The sequence below is a fragment of the Micromonospora halotolerans genome, from assembly GCF_032108445.1.
GTDB classification, from domain to species: domain Bacteria; phylum Actinomycetota; class Actinomycetes; order Mycobacteriales; family Micromonosporaceae; genus Micromonospora; species Micromonospora halotolerans.
This window is the reverse complement of record NZ_CP134876.1, coordinates 1,000,405-1,019,918: the sequence shown is the minus strand read 5'-3', so window position 1 is coordinate 1,019,918 and position 19,514 is coordinate 1,000,405. Positions and strand designations below refer to the sequence as shown.

Genomic DNA, 19,514 nt, shown 5'->3' with positions numbered 1-19,514 from the left:
CCGGGGCGGCGACGCCCCCGGTTCGACGGTGCGGCGGTCGCCCAGGTAACCTTTTTTGTCGGCCTCTCACCGGCCGGAGTCTAACTATGCCCAAACACTCGCCAAGCCAACTCGACCCCAGGTCGCCGCTGGTCCTCGACACGAGGGAACTGCCGCGACGGCCTGGCGCGTTGCGTACGCATCGGCAAGTCGTGCCGGCACCGGCGGACCTCGGCGTGGAGTTGATCACCGTTCCGGAGGGCGCGGACCTCGACCTCGACCTGAGGTTGGAGTCGGTGTCCGAGGGCGTGCTCGTCTCCGGGACCGTCACCGGTCCCGTCAAGGGCGAGTGCGGGCGCTGCCTGCGCGAGATCGACGACTCGGTGGCCGTGACGATCCAGGAGCTGTACGCGTACGAGAACAGCACCACGGACGACACGACCGACGAGGACGAGGTGGGCCGGATGCAGGGCGATCTGATCGACCTGGAGCCGGCGCTGCGGGATGCGGTGGTGCTCGCGCTGCCGACCAACCCGCTCTGCCGGGAGGACTGCCCAGGGTTGTGCCCCGAGTGTGGGGTGCACTGGGACGAGCTGCCGGCCGACCACAGTCACCAGCAGGTCGACCCGCGTTGGGCGGGCCTGTCGCAACTGACCCGTACAGAGGAGTAAGAACCGTGGCCGTCCCCAAGCGCAAGATGTCGCGCAGCAACACCCGCGCCCGCCGGGCGAACTGGAAGGCCGCGGTTGTGGCGACCGTGGCCTGCCCGCAGTGCAAGTCGGCCAAGCTGCCGCACGCCGCCTGCTCCGTCTGCGGCACCTACAACGGCCGTCAGGTCCTCGAGGTCTGACCGCCTAGTGACGTCCCCGACCACCGGTCGGGTGGCGCACGCACCAAGGCTCTCGCCCGGTGCCCCGGCTCCCACCGCCGCCGGCCGTTCCCCGGCCGGCGCGCCCGCGGAGCCGGGCACCGCGCGGATCGCCGTCGACCTCCTCGGCGGGGACGATGCTCCCGCCGTCGTGGTTGACGGCGCTCTGCGGGCCGTGCGTACCGACCCTGACCTGCACCTGCTGCTCGTCGGACCGACCGAGGTCGCCGACGGGCTGATCGGTGCGCTCGACCCGGAGCAGCGTGCCCGGGTCACCGTCCGCCCGGTGCGGACGGTCGTCGGCATGGCCGACCACCCCACCGCCGCGCGCGGGGAGAGCACCGTCCGCGCGGCCGTACACGCCGTCCGCGACGGGTTCGCCGACGCGCTCGTCTCCGCCGGTTCGACCGGCGCCACCGTCACCGCCGCCGCCCTCGGCCTCGGACGCTGGACCGGCGTACGCCGGCCCGCCCTGGTGGCCACCCTGCCGGCCGTCGACGGGCCGGTGGTGCTGCTGGACGTCGGCGGCACCCTGGAGCCCGGACCCGCCACCCTGGCCCGGCACGCCGTGCTGGGCGCCGCCTACGCGGCCGTGGCGCACGGTGTCACCGCGCCCCGGGTCGGGCTGCTCTCCGTCGGCACCGAGGCGGGCAAGGGCGACCGGCTGCGCCGCTCCGCCGCCCCCGCCCTCGCCGCCGTGCCGCTGCCCTGCGGCGCCCGCTACATCGGCCTGGTCGAGGGGTACGACGTCTCCCTGGGCACCCGCGCCGACGTGGTGGTGACCGACGGTTTCACCGGCAACGTGCTGCTCAAGGCCATCGAGGGCGCGTACGCGATGGCCGGCGGGCCCCCGGCGAGCGGCGGCGCTCCCCGCGCGGCGGCCCTGCTCGGGGTGGCCGGCACCGTGGTGGTCTGCCACGGCGCGGCCCGGCCCGACGACGTCGCCTCCGGCATCGCCCTGGCCGCCCACCTGTGGCGCCGGGGCGCCACCGACACCGTCTCGACCCTGCTCGACGCTGTCCCGCACGATCCCGCACCTGACCGAAACGACACCGAGGTAGCACCATGACCAACGACAAGCGGCGGCGTGCTCCCGTCGGCCACCTGGAGGCGGCCTTCGGGGTGTCGCTCGACCCGGAACTGCTGGAGCGCGCGCTGACCCACCGGTCGTACGCGTACGAGAACGGCGGCCTGCCCACCAACGAGCGGCTGGAGTTCCTCGGCGACTCGGTCCTCGGCGTGGTGATCACCACGGCGCTCTTCCACAACCACCCGGACCTGCCCGAGGGGCAGCTCGCCAAGTTGCGGGCCAGCGTGGTCAACATGCGCGCCCTCGCCGACGTGGCGCGCGGCCTCGGCCCGGACGGGCTGGGTGCGTACCTGCTGCTGGGCAAGGGCGAGGAGGCCACCGGCGGCCGGGACAAGGCCAGCATCCTGGCCGACACCCTGGAGGCGCTGCTCGGCGCGATCTACCTCCAGTACGGCCTGGACACCGCGGCCCTCGTGATCCACCGCCTGTTCGACCCGCTGATGGCCGAGTCGGCCGGCCGGGGCGCGGCGCTGGACTGGAAGACCAGCCTCCAGGAGCTGACCGCCGCGCTGGGGCTGGGCGTTCCGGAGTACCGGATCGAGGGCACCGGCCCGGACCACCTCAAGACCTTCACGGCCTGGGTGGTGGTGGCCGGCAACCGCTACGGCGGCGCGGAGGGGCGCAGCAAGAAGGAGGCCGAGCAGCGGGCCGCCGAGTCGGCCTGGCGGATGCTGACCGAGCAGGCCGAGGCGGAGGCCGCCGCGAAGTCCGCCGCCGAGGCGGAGGTGGGCGACCCCGCCGAGTCGGGCGCCGGCCGTGCCTGAGCTGCCCGAGGTCGAGACCGTCCGGCAGGGGCTGGCCCAGTGGGTCGTCGGCCGGCGGATCAGCGCCGTCGAGGTGCGCCACCCCCGGGCGGTCCGCCGGCACGAGCCGGGCGGCGAGCACTTCGCCGACGTGCTGACCGGCCGGACGATCACCGACGTGCGGCGCCGGGGCAAGTACCTGTGGCTGCCGCTGGACAGCGGGGACGCCATCATCGGGCACCTCGGCATGTCCGGCCAGCTGCTGCTCCAGCCGGTCGGTGCGGCCGACGAGCTGCACCTGCGGGTCCGGTTCCGGTTCGCCGACGACGGCCCGGAGCTGCGCTTCGTCGACCAGCGCACGTTCGGCGGGCTGTCGGTCTCGGAGGGCGGGGCGGAGCTGCCGGCCGAGATCGCGCACATCGCCCGGGACCCCATGGACCCGGAGTTCTCCGACGCCGGCTTCGTGGCCGCGCTGCGGAAGCGGCGCACCGAGGTGAAGCGGGCGCTGCTCGACCAGACGCTGATCTCCGGCGTCGGCAACATCTACGCCGACGAGGCGCTCTGGCGGGCCAAGCTGCACGGCGCCCGGCCGACCGACGCGCTGAGCGCCCCGGCGGCCACCCGGCTGCTCGGCCACGTCCGGGACGTGCTCGGCGAGGCGATCAAGCAGGGCGGGACCAGCTTCGACGAGCTGTACGTGAACGTCAACGGCGAGAGCGGCTACTTCGACCGGTCGCTGAACGCGTACGGCCGGGAGGGGGAGCCCTGCCCGCGGTGCGGGGCGCCGATCCGGCGCGAGGCGTTCATGAACCGGTCGTCCTACAGTTGCCCGCGCTGCCAGCCCCGCCCCCGGGGGACCCTCCGGGGATGACCCCGAGCCGGCTCGGGGTTGCGCCCGTGTGCCTCGCCGGGCACGGCCCGGCGGGTCCCCGGGCCGTACCCTGAAAATCCCGTTCTGTCCGGTTGGCCGACCCGGTTCCGGCCGCCCGGCCGGAGCCTGCCGGATGGGGGACGAGCGGGGGCCGTTCCCCGATGTCCGGTCCCGCGCCGCTCCCTACCGTCAGCAGGGGTCGGCACAGGGCCGACGTCTGGAGGGGGTCCCAGGTATGGGCAGGCGACCGGTGACCGTGCGGCTGGCACGGTGGAGTGCGGAGCACCCGTGGCGCGCCATCGCGCTCTGGGTGGTGTTCGTGGCGGTGTGCTTCGTCGGCGGCAACGCCGCCGGCCTGAACGAGGCGACCGACGACGACCAGGCGATCGGCGAGTTCGGGCGGGCCCAGCTGATCGTCGACAGTGGCGGCTTCCACGAGCCGGCCACCGAGAACGTGCTGATCACGCCCCGCTCGGGCACGCTGGACCCGGCCGCCGCGAAGGCCGCCGCCGACGACGCGGCGGCCCGGCTCCGGCAGGTCGACGGGGTGGCCTCGGTGGGCGCGCCCATGCCGTCCCGGGACGGCAACGCCGTGCTCGTGCCGATCACCATGTCGGGCGACCCGGAGACCGCCTCCGACCGGGTGCAGCCGCTGCGCGACACCACCGCGAAGGTCCAGGAGTCGCACCCGGCGCTGCGGGTCGAGCAGGTCGGCGGCCCGTCGATCGGCCAGGCGCTCGATGACACCCTCGGCAAGGACTTCAAGCGGGCCGAGCTGCTCAGCCTGCCGGTCACCCTGGCCATCCTGATCATCGCGTTCGGCGCGCTCATCGCGGCCGGCGTGCCGGTGCTGCTCGCGCTCTCCTCGGTGGCCGCCGCCATGGGCCTCTCCACCCTCGCCTCGCACCTGGTGCCGGCCACCGACACGACGGCCAGCGTCATCCTGCTGATCGGCATGGCGGTCGGCGTGGACTACTCGCTGTTCTACGTCCGCCGGGAACGCGAGGAACGGGCCAAGGGGCGCTCCGGGCTGGACGCCGTGGAGATCGCGGCGGAGACCTCCGGGCACGCCGTGGTGGTCTCCGGCACCGCCGTGATCATCTCGATGGCCGGGCTGCTGCTCGCCCAGGACGCCATCTTCTCGTCGCTGGCCGTCGGCTCCATCCTGGTGGTCGCGGTCGCCGTGATCGGCTCGCTGACCGTGCTGCCGGCGCTCCTGGCCCGGCTGGGCCGCTGGGTCGACCGGCCCCGGGTGCCGCTGCTGTGGCGCCTCACCGCCCCGCGCGTCGGGCGGCACGGCCAGCCGGCCCGGCCCCGGTTCTGGCCGGCCGTGCTGAAGCCGGCGCTCCGCGCGCCACTGGCCACCCTGGTGGTCTCGGTCGGGCTGCTGCTCGCCCTGGCCGCCCCGGCGCTCGGCATGAAGCTGAAGTTCCCCGGCATGGAGGACGTGCCCCGCACCACCGCGGCCATGCAGGCGTACGACCGGCTCACCGCGGCCTTCCCGAGCAACGGCACCAGCCACACCGTGGCGGTGCGGGCGCCCGCCGAGCAGGCCGACCGGGTGAAGGCCGCGCTCACCGGCCTGGCCGGCCGGGCCGCCGCCGACCCGCTCTTCGCGCCGGCCGAGGGGGACGGCCCGAAGATCCAGGTGTCGGCCGACCGGCGGGTGTCGGTGCTGGAGGTGGCCACCCCGTACGCCAGCCGCACCGACGAGGCGTCCCGCTCCCTGCACGAGCTGCGCCAGGACCTCGTCCCGGCCGCGCTGGGCGGCATCCCCGGCGTCGAGTACGCGGTCGGCGGCGGCGTGGCGGCCAGCGAGGACTACGCGGACCACATCTGGGCGAAGCTGCCCCTGGTGGCGGCCTTCGTGCTGGCGCTGACCTTCCTCGTGATGGCGTGGACGTTCCGCTCGGTGGTGGTGGCGCTCACCTCGATCCTGCTGAACCTGCTCTCCGCCGGGGCCGCGTACGGCCTGCTGGTGCTGGTCTTCCAGGGCGACTGGGCGGAGGGGCTGCTCGGCTTCACGTCGATGGACGCGATCGTCACCTGGCTGCCGATGTTCCTGTTCGTGGTGCTGTTCGGGCTCTCCATGGACTACCACGTGTTCGTGGTCAGCCGGATCCGGGAGGGCATCCGCCAGGGGATGTCGAACAAGGACGCGGTGGCGTACGGGATCACGTCGTCGGCGGGCGTGGTGACCAGCGCGGCGATCGTCATGGTCGGGGTGTTCTCGATCTTCGCGACGCTGAGCACCATCGACTTCAAGCAGCTCGGCATCGGGCTGGCCGCGGCGATCCTGCTGGACGCCACGATCATCCGGGCGGTGGTGCTGCCCTCGCTGATGACCCTGCTTGGCGACGCGAACTGGTGGGCGCCGCGGTTCCTGCGCGGCCGAGCGGCGACCCCGCCGGCCGAGCCGCCCGCGCCCGCACCGGAGCTGGTCGGCGCCCGCTGAGTCCGGGGGGACGGGGGAGGGCGGGCCGGTCCGGTCCGCCCTTCCCCCTGTGACGGAGGTGTCACGGCAGGATTAACGGCCGCGGCGGCGGGGCATCTGGGCCGCCATGGACGAACAGCTCACGCCGGCGGCCCGTCGTCGCGCCCCGGCCACCGCAGTCACCGGGAGCGCGTCATGAGCACCGACGTGCGGACCGGCACCGTACGGACCAACGTCCCGGCCCGCCTGGACCGGCTGCCGTGGTCCCGCTGGCACTGGATGATCGTGATCGGCCTCGGCACGGTGTGGATCCTCGACGGCCTCGAGGTGACCATCGTCGGCAACCTGTCCGGCAAGCTGGCCGAGCCGGGCAGCGGCCTGAGCATCACCCAGAGCCAGGTCACCGGCCTGGCCGCCGCGCTCTACGTGGCGGGCGCCTGCACCGGCGCGCTCTTCTTCGGCTGGCTCACCGACCGGTTCGGGCGCAAGAAGCTGTTCCTGCTGACCCTCGGGCTCTACCTGGTCGCCACCGCGATGACCGCGCTCGCGTTCGACACCTGGTGGTTCTTCCTGTTCCGGTTCCTCACCGGCATGGGCATCGGCGGCGAGTACGCGGCCATCAACTCGGCGATCGACGAGCTGATCCCGGCGCGGCACCGCGGCCGCATCGACATCATCATCAACGGCACCTTCTGGCTCGGCGCGGCGCTCGGCGCGCTGCTGACCGTGCCGCTGCTCAACGGCCTGCCGACCAACCTCGGCTGGCGGGTGGCGTTCGGGCTGGGCGCCGTGCTCGGCGTGGTGATCCTGCTGGTCCGCCGGCACGTCCCGGAGAGCCCCCGGTGGTTGTTCATCCACGGCCGGGCCGACGAGGCGAACCATCTCGTCGACTCGGTCGAGGCGGAGGTGAAGCGGGAGACCGGCAAGGACCTCACCGAGGCGGACAACTGGATCGAGATCAAGCAGCGGAAGAGCACCAACTTCCTGGAGATCGCCAGGACCCTGTTCGCCCGCTACCCGAAGCGCGCCACGCTGGGCTTCGCGCTCTTCATCGGGCAGGCGTTCCTCTACAACGCGATCACCTTCGGCTTCGCGCAGATCCTGCAGACGTTCTTCGACGTCCCGCCGGGCAACAGCGGCTACTACTTCGCGGTGATCGCGGTCGGCAACCTGCTCGGCCCGCTGCTGCTGGGCAGGCTCTTCGACACCGTCGGCCGGGTGCCGATGATCGCCGGCTCGTACATCGGCTCGGGCGTGCTGCTGCTGGGCACCGCCTGGCTGTTCCACTCGGGCGTGCTCACCGCGGTCACCATGACCGCCTGCTGGTGCGTGGTGCTGTTCTTCGCCTCCGCCGGCGCCAGCGCCGCGTACCTGACGGTCAGCGAGATCTTCCCCATGGAGACCCGGGCCATGGCCATCGCGTTCTTCTACGCGATCGGCACCGCCGCCGGCGGCATCACCGGCCCGCTGCTCTTCGCCAAGCTGGTCGGCACCGGCAAGGTCGGCGACACGGTGGTCGCGTTCGTGGTCGGCGCCGCCGTCATGATCATCGGTGGCCTCGTGGAGCTGACCCTCGGCGTGAGGGCCGAGGGGAAGTCCCTGGAGGAACTGGCCACCCCGCTCAGCGCCGAGCACGCCGGCGTCCCGGCGCAGCGCGGCGCCGGCGCTCCCGCCCCGGTCACCGGCGGCGCCCCCGGCTGACGACCGCCGCTCCCCCCGGCACCGCCCCCGCCCGTCCGGGCCGGGGGCGGTGCCGCTTGTTCAGGGCTGTCGGCGTCCCGGCGCCGCACGTCCGCCGTCCCGTGGGGGGGGTGGAAAACCCCCGGGCGGAGTCGGATGGTTTCCGGCTTCTGACCGCCCGCGGGACTGCCTAGCGTCGACCATGTGATCGAACTACGTGAACTGACCAAACGCTATGGCGGCCGGGTCGCCGTCGACGGGTTGAGCGTCCGGGTCCAGCCGGGGGTGGTGACCGGGTTCCTCGGCCCCAACGGATCCGGCAAGTCGACGACGATGCGGATGATCCTCGGCCTGGACGCCCCGGACCGTGGCGAGGCACTGATCGGTGGCGTCCGGTACCGGAACCTGAGCTGGCCGTTGAGGACGGTCGGCGCGCTCCTCGACGCCGGAGCGTTCCATCCCGGCCGCAGCGCCCGGGCGCACCTGACCGCCCTGGCCGCGAGCAACGACATCCCCGGTTCCCGGGTGGAGCAGGTGCTGCGCATCGTCGGTCTCGCCGACGCGGCGACGCGGCGCGCCGGCACGTACTCGCTCGGCATGCGCCAGCGGCTCGGCGTCGCGGTGGCCCTGCTCGGCGACCCGGGCGTCCTCCTGCTCGACGAGCCGGTCAACGGACTGGATCCGGAGGGCATCCGCTGGATCCGGGACCTGCTGCGCGGACTCGCCGCCGAAGGCCGGACGGTGTTCGTGTCCAGCCACCTGATCGCCGAGATGGCGCTGACCGCGGACCGGCTGGTGGTCATCGGCCGTGGGCGGCTGCTGGTCGAGACGACCGTCGCCGAACTCGCGGCCGGCGACGACAGCCTGGAGGACGCCTTCTTCCGGCTCACCTCGCAGGCCACCGACTATCGCGGAGTGGGAGCGTCATGAACGGTTACGGATTCCGGCACGTGGCCCGGATGGAGCGGATCAAGCTGCGGAGTGTCCGGTCGACGTGGTGGCTGGCGATCGCGTCGGTGGTCTCGATGGCCGCGGCCGGGGTCGGGGTGGGGCTCGGGTACCGATCGCACACCCCGGTCGCCACGGCCGCCCAGATCCTGAACAACAGCCTCGGCGGCGCCATTCTGGCCCAGTTGCTCCTCGGCGCGCTCGGCGTCCTGATGGTGACCGGCGAATACGGCAGCGGGATGATCCGCTCGACGTTCGCCGCCGTCCCGCGGCGGCGGAGCGTCCTGGCCGCGAAGGTCGCCGTGTGCGGCGGCGCGGCGCTCACCGTCGGCCTGATCGCGAGCTTCGCCGGCTATCTGGGCGGGCAGCTCGCGATCCGCGGCACCGCCATCCCGGCCGCCTCCCTCGGCGACCCGCCGATCCTGCGCGCCGTCGTGCTGACCGGCGTGTACCTGGGCGCCACCGCGCTGATCGGGGTCGGCATCGGGGCGATCGTGCGGCACTCGGGCGCCGCGATCGGCACGCTGTTCGGTCTGATGTTCGTCCCGATGATCGTGGCCGGCCTGTTCGGCGAGAGCGGAATCGCGGTCGGCCGCTTCGTCCCGCTGCTGATGCTGCTCAACTCGATCGCGGTGACCTCGCCCATACCCGGGTTGTTCGCCGGCTGGATCAGCGTGCTGCTGATGTGCGGGTACGCGGCGGTGGTGATCGTGTGCGGGGGCGTGCTGCTCCGCTGGCGCGACGCGTGACCGGTGACGACGCGTGACCGGTGACAATGGGCCGATGACCGCGTTGCGCGCCCCGTTCACCACGCTGGCCCTGCGCCGGGCGGTGTTCTGCGTCGCCGGCGTGGTCAGCGCGGCCGCGATCCTGACCGCACCGGCGATCGTGCCGGCCCTGGGCGTCCTCGTCCTCTGGGCGACCGGCGCCCTGTCCGACCGGCCCGCACCGGCCGTCGCACCGATGTTCCTGGTCCTGTTCCCGCTCACCGTCGCGCTCCTGGTCGGGCTGGCCGCCCCGATCGGGCGCGCGATGGGAGCCGTGCACCGCTCACTCGCGGACCGGCTGCTCGACGTGCGCGTGGACGCCCCGCCGCCCCGGGTCTCGAAGCGGATCGGCGCCGTGGTCGCCGACGGACCGGGCTGGCGCGCCGTCGGGTACGGCCTGCTCAAGGTGCCACTGGCCATCCCCGAGGGCTACGGCGCGTTCTGCTACGTGTTCGGCCTGGTCAACCTCAGCTACCCGGTGTGGTGGCCGCTGTTCCGCAACCACCCGGCCGGAACGCGGCTCGGGCCGGTGTGGGCGCTCACGCCGTTCGGCACCATCGGCGCGCGGACGTTCGCCGGGACGTTCCTCATCGCCGCGGCCGGCCTCGCCATGCTGCTGGTCGCGCCGTGGCTGATGCGGGCCGGTACGACGGCGGACCTCGCCGCGCTGCGCCGGCTGCTCGGTCCGCGCCGGCTCGCCGAGCGGGTACGCGAACTGCAGGTCACCCGGGCCCGCGCGATCGACGACGCGGCCACGATGATGCGCAGGCTGGAACGGGACCTGCACGACGGCGCGCAGATCCGGCTCGCCACGCTGGCGATGAACCTGGGCATGGCGACCGAGAAGCTCGGTGTCGACGGCCCGCCACCCGACCTCGCCCAGGCCCGCGAGCTGGTCGCGCTCGCCCACCGGGGAGCGAAGGACGCCCTCGGCGACCTGCGCGACCTGGTGCGCGGGATCCACCCGCCGGTCCTCGACAACGGTCTCGGCGACGCCCTGGCGACGCTCGCGACGAGCAGCGCCATCCCGGTCGCGGTGACGGTCGACCTGCCCGACCGCCCGGCACCCGCCATCGAGACCATCGCCTACTTCTGCGCCGCCGAGCTGCTCGCGAACGCGGCCAAACACAGCCGGGCGACCCGCGTCGGGCTCGCCGTCGCCGGATCCGGCGAGCGCCTGACGCTGACCGTCGAGGACGACGGCGTCGGCGGGGCGGACCCGGACGGCCCCGGCCTGTCCGGCCTGGCCCGCCGCATCGCCGTCGTGGACGGCCGGATGCGCGTGCACAGTCCGCCCGGCGGTCCGACCCGGGTCGGCATCGAGCTGCCCACCCACGCGTGAACGGAGGCGACGACATGCGGGTGGTGATCGCGGAGGATGCCGCGATGATGCGAGAAGGCCTGGTCCGGCTGCTCACCGACCGCGGGTTCGAGGTGTGCGCGGCGGTGGCCGACGCGGAGGCGTTGCGGTCCGCGGTCGCCGCCGCCGTACCGGACGTGGCCATCATCGACATCCGGATGCCACCGACGCACACCGACGAGGGGCTGCGCGCCGCGATCGACATCCGGCGCGACCATCCCGGAGTCGGTGTGCTGGTGTTCTCGCAGTACGTGGAGACCCGCTACGCGACCCGCCTGCTCGCCGATCGGCCGAGCGGCGTCGGATACCTGCTCAAGGACCGCGTCGCCGACGTCGCCGATTTCGTGGACGCGCTGACCCGGGTGGCATCCGGTGGCACCGCGCTCGATCCGGAGGTGGTCGGCCACCTGATGCGGGCCGGGCAGGACACGGCCGGGGTGGCGTCGCTGACCCCGCGGGAGCGCGAGGTGCTCGCGCTGATGGCCGAGGGACGATCCAACGCCGGGATCGCGGCGGCTCTCGTCATCACGCCCGGAGTCGTGGAGAAGCACGTGGCGAACATCTTCGCGAAACTCGGTCTACCGTCCTCGGACAGCGACAACCGCCGGGTCCTGGCCGTGCTCCGCCACGTCGGCGGCTGAGCGGCGGCGACGCTGTCGTCCTCGCCCACCGGTCCGATCGGGCCGGCGCTCCGGCGTCTCACCGGTTTGCCGAGGGCCGATCCGGTCGGGTAGGAACCTCGCATGCTGAGGGGCAACAAGGTCGGGCTCAGGGCCCGGCACGAGGACGACATCCCGACCCTGCGCGCCGAGCTCTACGACGACGTGGTCAACGCTTCGCGGTCCGAGGGTGGGCCGTGGCGACCGATCACCCCCGGCTCGAAGGACCCGCGGCTCGTGGTGGACGACACGGCGCAGGGGCACGTCCCGTTCTCCGTGGTGGAGCTGGCCGGCGGCACGCTGGTCGGCACCGCCACCCTGTGGGGCATCGACACCCACAACCGGTCGGCGCACATCGGCCTCGGACTGCTCCCGTCCGCGCGCGGGAAGGGCTACGGCACGGACGTGGTCGCGGTGCTGTGCCATTACGGATTCGTCGTGCGCGGCCTCCAGCGGCTGCAGATCGAGACGCTGGCGGACAACACCGCGATGCTGCGCTCCGCCGAGCGCAACGGCTTCGTCCGCGAGGGCGTCCTGCGCTGCGCCGCCTGGGTGCTGGGCGAGTTCCTCGACGAGGTGCTGCTCGGGCTCCTCGCCCGGGACTGGAAGCCGGACGCGGCGGCATAGCTGCGCCGGGGGCGTACCGCCCGCTCCGGGATCGTGCGACGCCGGCTCAGGGCAGCGCGCAGGGTTCGCGCCACGCGTCGAGGGTGCGGTCCTTGAGGATCGAGGCGAAGCCGTAGCCGACCGTGGTGACGCAGAACTCGGCCGGGTCGCCGGTGTACTCGACGTGGAAGACCGGCTTGTCCGCGTCGACGAACGGGAGCAGCTTGTCGCACCCGCCCCGGCGGACGCACTCCTGGTTGACCGCGAAGTCGAAGTCGGGGGCGAGCGCCGCCACCTGCGGCAGGTCGTCGACCAGCCCGGGGGAGAGGTCCAGCCGTCGGGCCAGTGCGGCGACACGGCGGTTGAACACCAGCTGGTCGTCGAAGGTGAGCGGGAAGCCGGGGCGGTGCAGGTAGCCGTCGGCGTCGTCGAGCGCCACCGCGCCGAAGCCCTTGCCCCGGCAGAGCCGGAACCGGTCGGCCAGCACCGGTTCCAGCGAGTCCCACCGGCGGACGTCCAGCCACCGGCTGTCCGGCCGGCCCGGTACCGCCGCCCCGCGTACCGCCGCCGGGAAGCGGCTGGCGTCCGGGTCACCGGTCACGTAGGTGCCGACCCGGACCTGGCACACCAGGCGGCGGTGGCGGGCGCGCAGCGCACCCGTCTCGGCGGCGGTGGTGCGCACCGGGTCGAGCAGGAAGACGTCGGCCTCGACGGTGACGTCCACCGGACCGGTGAGCTGCCACTGCCACTGCCACTGCCGGGCCTGCGCGGTCGGCCACGGGGTGGGCGCACCGGGCGGGACGAGCGGCTCCCGGCAGGCCGCCGCCGGGGCGAGCAGCAGCACCGTCAGCACCACCGCGAAGCCCCGGCGCGGCCCACGTCGGCGGACGCGGACCGGCCGGGGCGACACGGCCCACGCCGGCCGGATCCGCATCGACAGCTCCCGGGTCGCGGGCGGCACCCCGCCCCTGCCGGTACGTCTCCGGCGGCCCCGGTGCGCCGGCCGCGGGGCCGGCACGGCTCAGGCGTCCCCGGCGTACCTCACCCGGTCAACGAGCGCGGGCCCGGTCACGACGCGCCGGTCAGCGCGGGGTACCGAAGTCCTGCGTCCAGTACGGCCCGTTGCTCCGCGCCACGCCCACGCCGATCTCGGTGAACGAGCAGTTCAGGATGTTGGCCCGGTGCCCCGGGGAGTTCATCCAGGCGTCCATCACCGCGGCGGGGCTCTGCTGGTTCCAGGCGACGTTCTCGCCGTACGACCGCCAGGCGTAGCCGACCCGGTCGAGCCGGTCGCCCACGTCGCTGCCGTCGCTCCCGTCGTGCGACATGGTCTTGTGGTCGGCCTGGTCCTGGCTGTGCCGCTGGGCGGCGAGCGTCAGCTTGTCGTCGACGGTCAGCGCCTTGCAGCCGGCCTTGGCCCGCTCCTGGTTGACCAGGTCGACGACCTCCCGCAGCTCGGCGCTGAGCCCCTTGGCCGAGGCCGTCGTGGCGCCCGTGGTGCGCGGTGCGGGGCTGCGCGACAGCTGCCGGGACGGGGCGGTGGTCCGGCTCGGCTTCGGGGTCGCCTTCTTCGTCGGGGTCGGCCGGGCGCTGGTCGGCGCGGCGCTCGGGCTGGTCGACTCCGGCGCGAGCGCGTCGCCCGGGGCCGCCTCGGTGCCCTCGGAGGCGAGCGGGGCGGCGGCCACCGGGGCGTCGGCAGCGGTCCGCTCGGTCGGCTGGTCGCCGCCGGGCAGCACCAGGGCGCCCACGCCGAGGCTCACCACGAGGGTCGCCGCGGCGGCGGCCCCACCGATCAGGAGGGGACGCGGCAGGCGGCGGCGCCGCCGGTGCCGGCCGGTGTCCTCGTCCGCGGCGTCGGTGGCCGGCTGCCAGGCGGCGGCGGGCTGCCACGCGGCGGTGGGCTGCCACGCGGCGGTGGGCCGCTCGTCGGCGGCCGGCTGCCAGGCGGCGGCGGGCCGCTGCTCGGGGTGCCAGCCGGGTGCCGGCTCGTAGGGGGACATCGGGGCGCCCGGGTGGGCCGCCGGGCCGTACGCCGGGGACTCGGCGGCCGGGGGGTACCCGGTCGAGTCGTCGGCGTACCGCCCGGCGTCGGCCCACCCGTGCGCCCCGGCGCCGGCCGCGGGGAGGTGGCCGGTGCGCTCGGGAGTGTGGTCGTCCCGCCACGGTGTGGCCGGGGTGTCGGCCGGCCAGGCGCCGGTCGGCGTCTCGGACCGGGTCGGGCCGGGCTGCCCCGGCTCGTCCCCGAAGAGGTAGGACGACCGCGGTTCGGGCCGGTCGGTGAGCCAGGCCGGCCCTTCGTCGGTCGGTGGCTCGGGGCGTCGGGAGACGCCGTCCGGGTCGATCGGGTCGGTCCAGCGGTACACGCCTGTCCCCTCCACGGGTCGGTTGCGGGCCGCAGTGACGCTACGGGCGGGCCGCGAGCTGCGGCAACGTGGCTAAGAAAGAGTTAAGGGGAACCGGACGGCAAGGGTGAGGCGTTCACACATTCCCGGGCGTACAGTAAAGGCGTCCGGACAGAGCGTGTCCGCGCCTTGTGGCAACCCCCCGACAAGTGGACCGGTGGACGTGGAGATGATCTACGGCCTGCGGGAACTTGACGAAGGAGGGGGGTTCGGCTCAATATATAGGTGTCGCCAGTCGCGCCCAGCCATGCCCGGATTTCGCGGGGATGGCAGCCGCGAACATCATGGGCGCGCGTTGGCCGGCCTTTCCGGCAGCGCATATCAAGGAGTCAGCATGGCGAAGGCCCTCTACGGCCACGTAGGTGCAGCGCCCGACCGGCGTCTGCTCGACGAGGTCACCCGACTGCGTGCCAGGGTTCAGGCACTGGAGTTCGAGATCACGCGTCTGCGCGCCGACAACGATCGGCTTGCGGCGGCAGCGGCGGAGGCAGACGACCTCCTCCGACTGGCCGAGCCCGCGCTGACCTGATCTCCGGTCGTCGGAAAACTGAATCGCACCACAAAGAAAACGCGCGCCGACACCCCAGTGCCGGCGCGCAGCTTTTTGTTTCCGGGGACCCCATTTCGCGATCTTGCGGGCCGCCACCGGAATTGCGCCCCGCAATTCTGATCTTGCACTTTTCCGTGGCGTACGCCACACCGCCGGAAAGCGGACACCTCCGGCACCGGGTGGGTCGCGTACCAGGCTCTCCCCGGCCGCGGGTTAGTCTGCGGGTTCGCCAGGTCCGCGCAGCCGGCGACGGTACGGCGGCCACCGGACGAGGATCGAGAAGGTGCATCTCAAGAGCCTGACGGTGAAGGGCTTCAAGTCCTTCGCCTCCGCGACGACACTGAAGCTGGAGCCCGGGATCACCTGCGTGGTCGGCCCGAACGGCTCCGGCAAGTCCAACGTCGTCGACGCCATCGCCTGGGTCCTCGGCGAGCAGGGCGCCAAGGCGCTGCGCGGCGGCAAGATGGAGGACGTCATCTTCGCCGGCACGGCCGGGCGGGCGCCGCTGGGCCGGGCCGAGGTCACCCTCACCATCGACAACACCGACGGCGCGCTGCCGATCGAGTACACCGAGGTCTCCATCACCCGCCGGATGTTCCGCTCCGGCGAGAGCGAGTACGAGATCAACGGCGACTCCTGCCGGCTGCTGGACATCCAGGAGCTGCTCTCGGACTCCGGCATCGGCCGGGAGATGCACATCATCGTCGGGCAGGGCCGGCTCGACGGCATGCTGCACGCCAAGCCGGAGGACCGGCGGGCGTTCATCGAGGAGGCGGCCGGCGTCCTCAAGCACCGCAAGCGCAAGGAGAAGGCGCTGCGGAAGCTCGACGCGATGCAGACCAACCTCAACCGGCTCACCGACCTCACCGCCGAGCTGCGCCGCCAGCTCAAGCCGCTGGGCCGGCAGGCCGAGGTGGCCCGCCGGGCCGCCGCCATCCAGGCCAACCTGCGCGACGCCCGGTTGCGGCTGCTCGCCGACGACCTGCACACCCTGCGCACCACACTGGACCGGGAGATCGCCGACGAGACCGCGCTGCGCGAGCGGCGCGAGCAGATCGAGGCCGAGCACGGTGAGGTGCAGGGCCGCCTCGGCGAGCTGGAGGCGGCGCTGGCCGAGGACGCGCCGCTGCTCGCCGCGGCCCAGGACGCCTGGTACAAGCTCTCCGCGCTCCAGGAGCGGTTCCGCTCGATCGAGCAGCTCGCCCGGGAACGGCTGCGCCACCTCAGCGCCACCGGGGACGACGAGCGCCCCGGCCGCGACCCGGACCAGCTGGAGGCCGAGTCCCGGCGGGTCCGGGAGCAGGAGGAGGAGCTGCGGGCCGCGCTCACCGACGACCAGATCCGGCTCGCCGAGGCGGTCGAGCATCGGCAGGAGTTGGAGCGGCAGCTCGCCGCCGCCGAGCGGGAACTGGTGGCCGCCGCCAAGGCCATCGCCGACCGGCGCGAGGGGCTGGCCCGGCTGACCGGCCAGGTCAACTCCGCCCGGGCCCGGACCACCAGCGCCGGCGAGGAGATCGAACGGCTCGCCGCCGCGCACACCGACGCCCTGACCCGCGCCGAGAAGGCCCAGGGTGAGGTCGACGCGGTCGCCGAACAGTCCACCGAGGCCGACCGGGACAACGCCGACCTGGACGCCCGGCACGCCGAGGCGGTCGCCGTGCACGAGCAGGCCCAGGCCGCCGTGCGCAGCCTCGCCGACGCCGAGCGGGCCGCCGAGAAGGACGCGGCGACCTGGAAGGCCCGTGAGGAGGCGCTCGCCCTCGGCCTGCGCCGCAAGGACGGCGCCGGTGCCCTGCTGGCCCGCGCCGACCAGGTGCCCGGCCTGCTCGGCAGCCTCGCCGGGCTGCTCACCGTGGCCCCGGGCAACGAGGCGGCGCTCGCCGCCGCGCTCGGCGGGCTCGCCGACGCGGTCGCGGTCAGCGGCGTGGACGAGGCCGTCGAGGCGATGCGGCTGCTCAAGATCTCCGACGCCGGCCGGGCCGGCCTGCTGGTCGGCAGCCCCGCCGGCCCCGGCATGGCGGGCTCCGCCGACGCGCTGCGCCCGAAGCTGCCCGACGGTGCCCGCTGGGCCCCTGACCTGGTGGAGTGCTCCGCCGAGATCCGCCCGGCGGTGCACCGGGCGCTGCGCGACGTGGTGCTGGTCGACGACCTGGCCGCGGCCGCCGAGCTGGTCGCCGGCAACCCGGAGCTGCGCGCGGTCACCCCCGACGGCGACGTGGTCGGGGCGTACGCGGCGGCCGGCGGGTCGGCCAAGGCGCCCAGCTACATCGAGGTGCAGGCGGCCGTCGAGGAGGCCCGGGCCAACCGGGCCACCGCCGAGCGGACCAGCGCGGAGCTGCGCGACCAACTGGTCGAGGCGCGAGCCGAGGTGGCCACCGCCAAGGAGGCCGTGCAACACGCGGCCGCCGCCAAGCGGGAGGCGGAGAGCCACCGCAACGCCGCCGCCCGCCGCCTCGCCGAACTGGGCGCGGCCGCCCGGTCCGCCAAGGCGGAGACCGACCGGCTCGGCGAGTCCCGGGCCCGCGCCGAGGCGGCCCGGGAGCGCGACCTGCAGGCCCTCGCCGAGCTGGAGGAACGGCTCCGGCTGGCCGAGGCCACCCCGCTCGACGCCGAACCGTCCACCGAGGAACGTGACCAGCTCGCCGCCATGGTGCCGCAGGCCCGGCAGAACGAGATGGAGGTCCGGCTCGCCGTGCGTACCGCCGAGGAGCGCGTCTCCTCGATCGCCGGCCGGGCCGACTCGCTGGCCCGGCAGGCGACCGCCGAGCGGGCCGCGCGGGAGCGCGCGGCCGCCCGGCGCGCGGCCCGCACCCGCGGCGCGGAGATCGCCCGGGCCGTGGTCGGCGGCGCCCGCGAGGCGCTCACCCGGCTCAGCGTCTCGATCGCCCGCGCCGAGGAGCACCGCGACGAGGTGGCCCGCGAGCGCGCCGCCCGCGAGGCCGAGCTGTCCGAGGTACGCGGCGCGGCCAAGCGGCTCGGCGCCGAGCTGGAGCGGCTCACCAGCCAGGTGCACCGGGACGAGGTGGCCCGCGCCGAGCAGCGGCTGCGCATCGAGCAGTTGGAGGCGAAGGCGGCCGAGGACTTCGGCCTCGACGTGGCCACCCTCGTCGCCGAGTACGGCCCCGACCAGCTCGTCCCGCCCACCGACGCGGACCTCGCGGCGGCGGAGAAGGACGGCACGCCGGTGCCCGAGCCGGTCCGCTACGAGCGGCCGGTGCAGGAGAAGCGGGCCGCCAAGGCGGAGCGGGAGCTGGCCCTGCTCGGCAAGGTCAACCCGCTGGCGCTGGAGGAGTTCGCCGCGCTGGAGGAGCGCTTCAAGTTCCTCTCCGAGCAGCTGGAGGACCTGAAGGCCACCCGCCGGGACCTGCTCACCGTGGTCAAGGACGTCGATGACCGGATCCTGGAGGTCTTCGCCAGCGCGTTCGAGGACACGGCGCGGGAGTTCGAGCAGGTGTTCACCGTGCTCTTCCCGGGTGGCGAGGGGCGGCTGGTGCTCACCGACCCGGAGGATCTGCTCACCACCGGCGTCGAGGTCGAGGCCCGGCCGCCCGGCAAGAAGATCAAGCGGCTCTCGCTGCTGTCCGGCGGCGAGCGCTCGCTGACCGCGGTGGCCATGCTTGTGGCGATCTTCCGCGCGCGGCCCAGTCCGTTCTACATCATGGACGAGGTGGAGGCGGCCCTCGACGACGTCAACCTGGGCCGCCTGATCACGCTGCTGGCCCAGCTCCGCGAGAAGAGCCAGCTCATCGTGATCACCCACCAGAAGCGCACCATGGAGATCGCCGACGCGCTCTACGGCGTGACCATGCGCAGCGGCGTCACCCAGGTGATCAGCCAGCGGCTCAACCGGGCCGACGACGAGGGGCAGGGGAACAGCGAGTGAGTCGGGAACGCGCCACGGCGCTCCTGGTGGATTTCGACGGCGTGCTGCGCCGCTGGGACCCGGCGGTCGCCGCCCGGGTCGAGCGGGAGTACGGGCTGACCGAGGGCGTCCTCGGCGAGATCGCCATGTCCTGGGGGCTGCTCCAGCCGGTGCTCACCGGCAAGGTCAGCCACGCCGAGTGGATGACCAGCGTGGCCGACGCCCTCACCCCCTCGGTCGGCGACCCGGGGCGGGCCCGGGCCGCCGTGGACGCGTGGCAGAGCTACCGGGGCGAGGTCGACCCCGAGGTGCTCGCGTTCATCCGGGAGGTCCGGGCGGCCGGCGTGCGGGTCGGGCTGGGCACCAACGCCACCGACGTGCTCGACGCCGACCTGGCCGCGCTGGACCTCACCGACGAGCTGGACGTCGTGGTCAACTCCTCGGTGATCGGGGTGCACAAGCCGGCGAAGGAATACTTCCAGGCGGCCTGCGAGGCGCTGGCGACGCCGCCGGCCCGGGTGCTGTTCGTCGACGACGAGGACCGGGCGGTGGCCGGCGCGCGGGTGGCCGGGCTCTCCGCGCACCGCTGGAGCGGCCGGGCCGACCTGCGCTACCTGCGCGCCGCGCTGGCGTACTGAGTCGGCGGGTCACCCGAGCATCTGCGCGAGCCGGGCCCCGAGCCGGCCCGAGCGTGG

17 protein-coding genes are annotated in these 19,514 nt (G+C 74.1%); 15 read left to right on the top strand and 2 right to left on the bottom strand.

The features are described from left to right. Window positions 1–86 precede the first annotated feature (86 nt). The 12 genes from RMN56_RS04665 (at window position 87) to RMN56_RS04610 (ending at window position 12,026) form a co-directional block, all read left to right on the top strand. Window positions 87–650: a YceD family protein gene (locus RMN56_RS04665; protein WP_313722601.1), complete on the top strand. Its 564-nt coding sequence runs from the start codon at window positions 87–89 to the stop codon at window positions 648–650. A gap of 5 nt (window positions 651–655) precedes the next feature. Next, window positions 656–829, top strand: a complete 174-nt coding sequence (gene rpmF / locus RMN56_RS04660; protein WP_091096818.1) for a 50S ribosomal protein L32 — start codon at window positions 656–658, stop codon at window positions 827–829. A gap of 127 nt (window positions 830–956) precedes the next feature. Continuing rightward, a complete protein-coding gene (locus tag RMN56_RS04655; protein WP_313724650.1) occupies window positions 957–1,916 on the top strand; it encodes a phosphate acyltransferase PlsX in 960 nt (319 codons plus the stop codon). Continuing rightward, window positions 1,913–2,701 carry a ribonuclease III gene (rnc, locus tag RMN56_RS04650; protein ID WP_313722600.1) on the top strand — a complete coding sequence of 263 codons (789 nt, stop codon included), beginning with the start codon at window positions 1,913–1,915 and terminating at the stop codon, window positions 2,699–2,701. The genes RMN56_RS04655 and rnc overlap by 4 nt, the downstream gene beginning before the upstream one ends. Then, entirely contained in the window at window positions 2,694–3,551 is an 858-nt protein-coding gene (gene mutM / locus RMN56_RS04645; RefSeq protein ID WP_313722599.1) for a bifunctional DNA-formamidopyrimidine glycosylase/DNA-(apurinic or apyrimidinic site) lyase, read from the top strand. Before rnc ends, mutM begins: the two co-directional genes overlap by 8 nt. Before the next feature lie 235 nt (window positions 3,552–3,786). Continuing rightward, window positions 3,787–6,006 carry an MMPL family transporter gene (locus RMN56_RS04640; RefSeq protein WP_313722598.1) on the top strand — a complete coding sequence of 740 codons (2,220 nt, stop codon included), beginning with the start codon at window positions 3,787–3,789 and terminating at the stop codon, window positions 6,004–6,006. A gap of 174 nt (window positions 6,007–6,180) precedes the next feature. Further along, complete coding sequence (locus RMN56_RS04635; protein ID WP_313722597.1) at window positions 6,181–7,686, top strand: MFS transporter; 1,506 nt, start codon at window positions 6,181–6,183, stop codon at window positions 7,684–7,686. Window positions 7,687–7,869: 183 nt separating this feature from the next. After that, a complete protein-coding gene (locus tag RMN56_RS04630; protein ID WP_313722596.1) occupies window positions 7,870–8,595 on the top strand; it encodes an ABC transporter ATP-binding protein in 726 nt (241 codons plus the stop codon). Next, window positions 8,592–9,362 carry an ABC-2 transporter permease gene (locus RMN56_RS04625; RefSeq protein ID WP_313722595.1) on the top strand — a complete coding sequence of 257 codons (771 nt, stop codon included), beginning with the start codon at window positions 8,592–8,594 and terminating at the stop codon, window positions 9,360–9,362. Before RMN56_RS04630 ends, RMN56_RS04625 begins: the two co-directional genes overlap by 4 nt. A 34-nt stretch (window positions 9,363–9,396) precedes the next feature. Then, a complete protein-coding gene (locus tag RMN56_RS04620) occupies window positions 9,397–10,722 on the top strand; it encodes a sensor histidine kinase (RefSeq protein WP_313722594.1) in 1,326 nt (441 codons plus the stop codon). A 14-nt stretch (window positions 10,723–10,736) separates the two neighbouring features. Continuing rightward, complete coding sequence (locus RMN56_RS04615) at window positions 10,737–11,381, top strand: LuxR C-terminal-related transcriptional regulator (RefSeq protein WP_313722593.1); 645 nt, start codon at window positions 10,737–10,739, stop codon at window positions 11,379–11,381. Between the two features lie 102 nt (window positions 11,382–11,483). Beyond that, window positions 11,484–12,026, top strand: coding sequence for a GNAT family N-acetyltransferase (locus RMN56_RS04610; RefSeq protein WP_313722592.1), 543 nt, complete (start codon window positions 11,484–11,486; stop codon window positions 12,024–12,026). Between the two features lie 46 nt (window positions 12,027–12,072). On the opposite strand, the gene RMN56_RS04605 is transcribed toward RMN56_RS04610, so the two are convergent. Both RMN56_RS04605 and RMN56_RS04600 read right to left on the bottom strand, forming a co-directional pair. Further along, entirely contained in the window at window positions 12,073–12,939 is an 867-nt protein-coding gene (locus RMN56_RS04605) for an endo alpha-1,4 polygalactosaminidase (RefSeq protein ID WP_313722591.1), read from the bottom strand. A 148-nt stretch (window positions 12,940–13,087) separates the two neighbouring features. Then, window positions 13,088–14,368 (bottom strand): CAP domain-containing protein, encoded by a 1,281-nt coding sequence (locus tag RMN56_RS04600; RefSeq protein WP_313722590.1) that lies wholly within the window; start codon window positions 14,366–14,368, stop codon window positions 13,088–13,090. A gap of 373 nt (window positions 14,369–14,741) precedes the next feature. On the opposite strand from RMN56_RS04600, the gene RMN56_RS04595 reads away from it, so the two are divergent. From RMN56_RS04595 to RMN56_RS04585, 3 genes are all read left to right on the top strand, one after another. Next, window positions 14,742–14,936 carry a hypothetical protein gene (locus tag RMN56_RS04595; protein ID WP_007456482.1) on the top strand — a complete coding sequence of 65 codons (195 nt, stop codon included), beginning with the start codon at window positions 14,742–14,744 and terminating at the stop codon, window positions 14,934–14,936. A 304-nt stretch (window positions 14,937–15,240) separates the two neighbouring features. After that, window positions 15,241–18,840 (top strand): chromosome segregation protein SMC, encoded by a 3,600-nt coding sequence (smc, locus tag RMN56_RS04590; protein ID WP_313722589.1) that lies wholly within the window; start codon window positions 15,241–15,243, stop codon window positions 18,838–18,840. Beyond that, on the top strand, window positions 18,837–19,457 hold the full coding sequence (locus RMN56_RS04585; protein ID WP_313722588.1) for an HAD-IA family hydrolase: 621 nt from the start codon (window positions 18,837–18,839) through the stop codon (window positions 19,455–19,457). Before smc ends, RMN56_RS04585 begins: the two co-directional genes overlap by 4 nt. The last annotated feature ends 57 nt before the right edge of the window (window positions 19,458–19,514 follow it).

Coding starts and splice junctions, on each gene's coding strand:
- RMN56_RS04665 (WP_313722601.1), top strand. CDS start 87: ATGCCCAAACACTCGCCAAGCCAACTCGACCCCAGGTCGCCGCTGGTC.
- rnc (WP_313722600.1), top strand. CDS start 1,913: ATGACCAACGACAAGCGGCGGCGTGCTCCCGTCGGCCACCTGGAGGCG.
- RMN56_RS04640 (WP_313722598.1), top strand. CDS start 3,787: ATGGGCAGGCGACCGGTGACCGTGCGGCTGGCACGGTGGAGTGCGGAG.
- RMN56_RS04635 (WP_313722597.1), top strand. CDS start 6,181: ATGAGCACCGACGTGCGGACCGGCACCGTACGGACCAACGTCCCGGCC.
- RMN56_RS04625 (WP_313722595.1), top strand. CDS start 8,592: ATGAACGGTTACGGATTCCGGCACGTGGCCCGGATGGAGCGGATCAAG.
- RMN56_RS04620 (WP_313722594.1), top strand. CDS start 9,397: ATGACCGCGTTGCGCGCCCCGTTCACCACGCTGGCCCTGCGCCGGGCG.
- RMN56_RS04615 (WP_313722593.1), top strand. CDS start 10,737: ATGCGGGTGGTGATCGCGGAGGATGCCGCGATGATGCGAGAAGGCCTG.
- RMN56_RS04610 (WP_313722592.1), top strand. CDS start 11,484: ATGCTGAGGGGCAACAAGGTCGGGCTCAGGGCCCGGCACGAGGACGAC.
- RMN56_RS04605 (WP_313722591.1), bottom strand. CDS start 12,939: ATGCGGATCCGGCCGGCGTGGGCCGTGTCGCCCCGGCCGGTCCGCGTC.
- RMN56_RS04595 (WP_007456482.1), top strand. CDS start 14,742: ATGGCGAAGGCCCTCTACGGCCACGTAGGTGCAGCGCCCGACCGGCGT.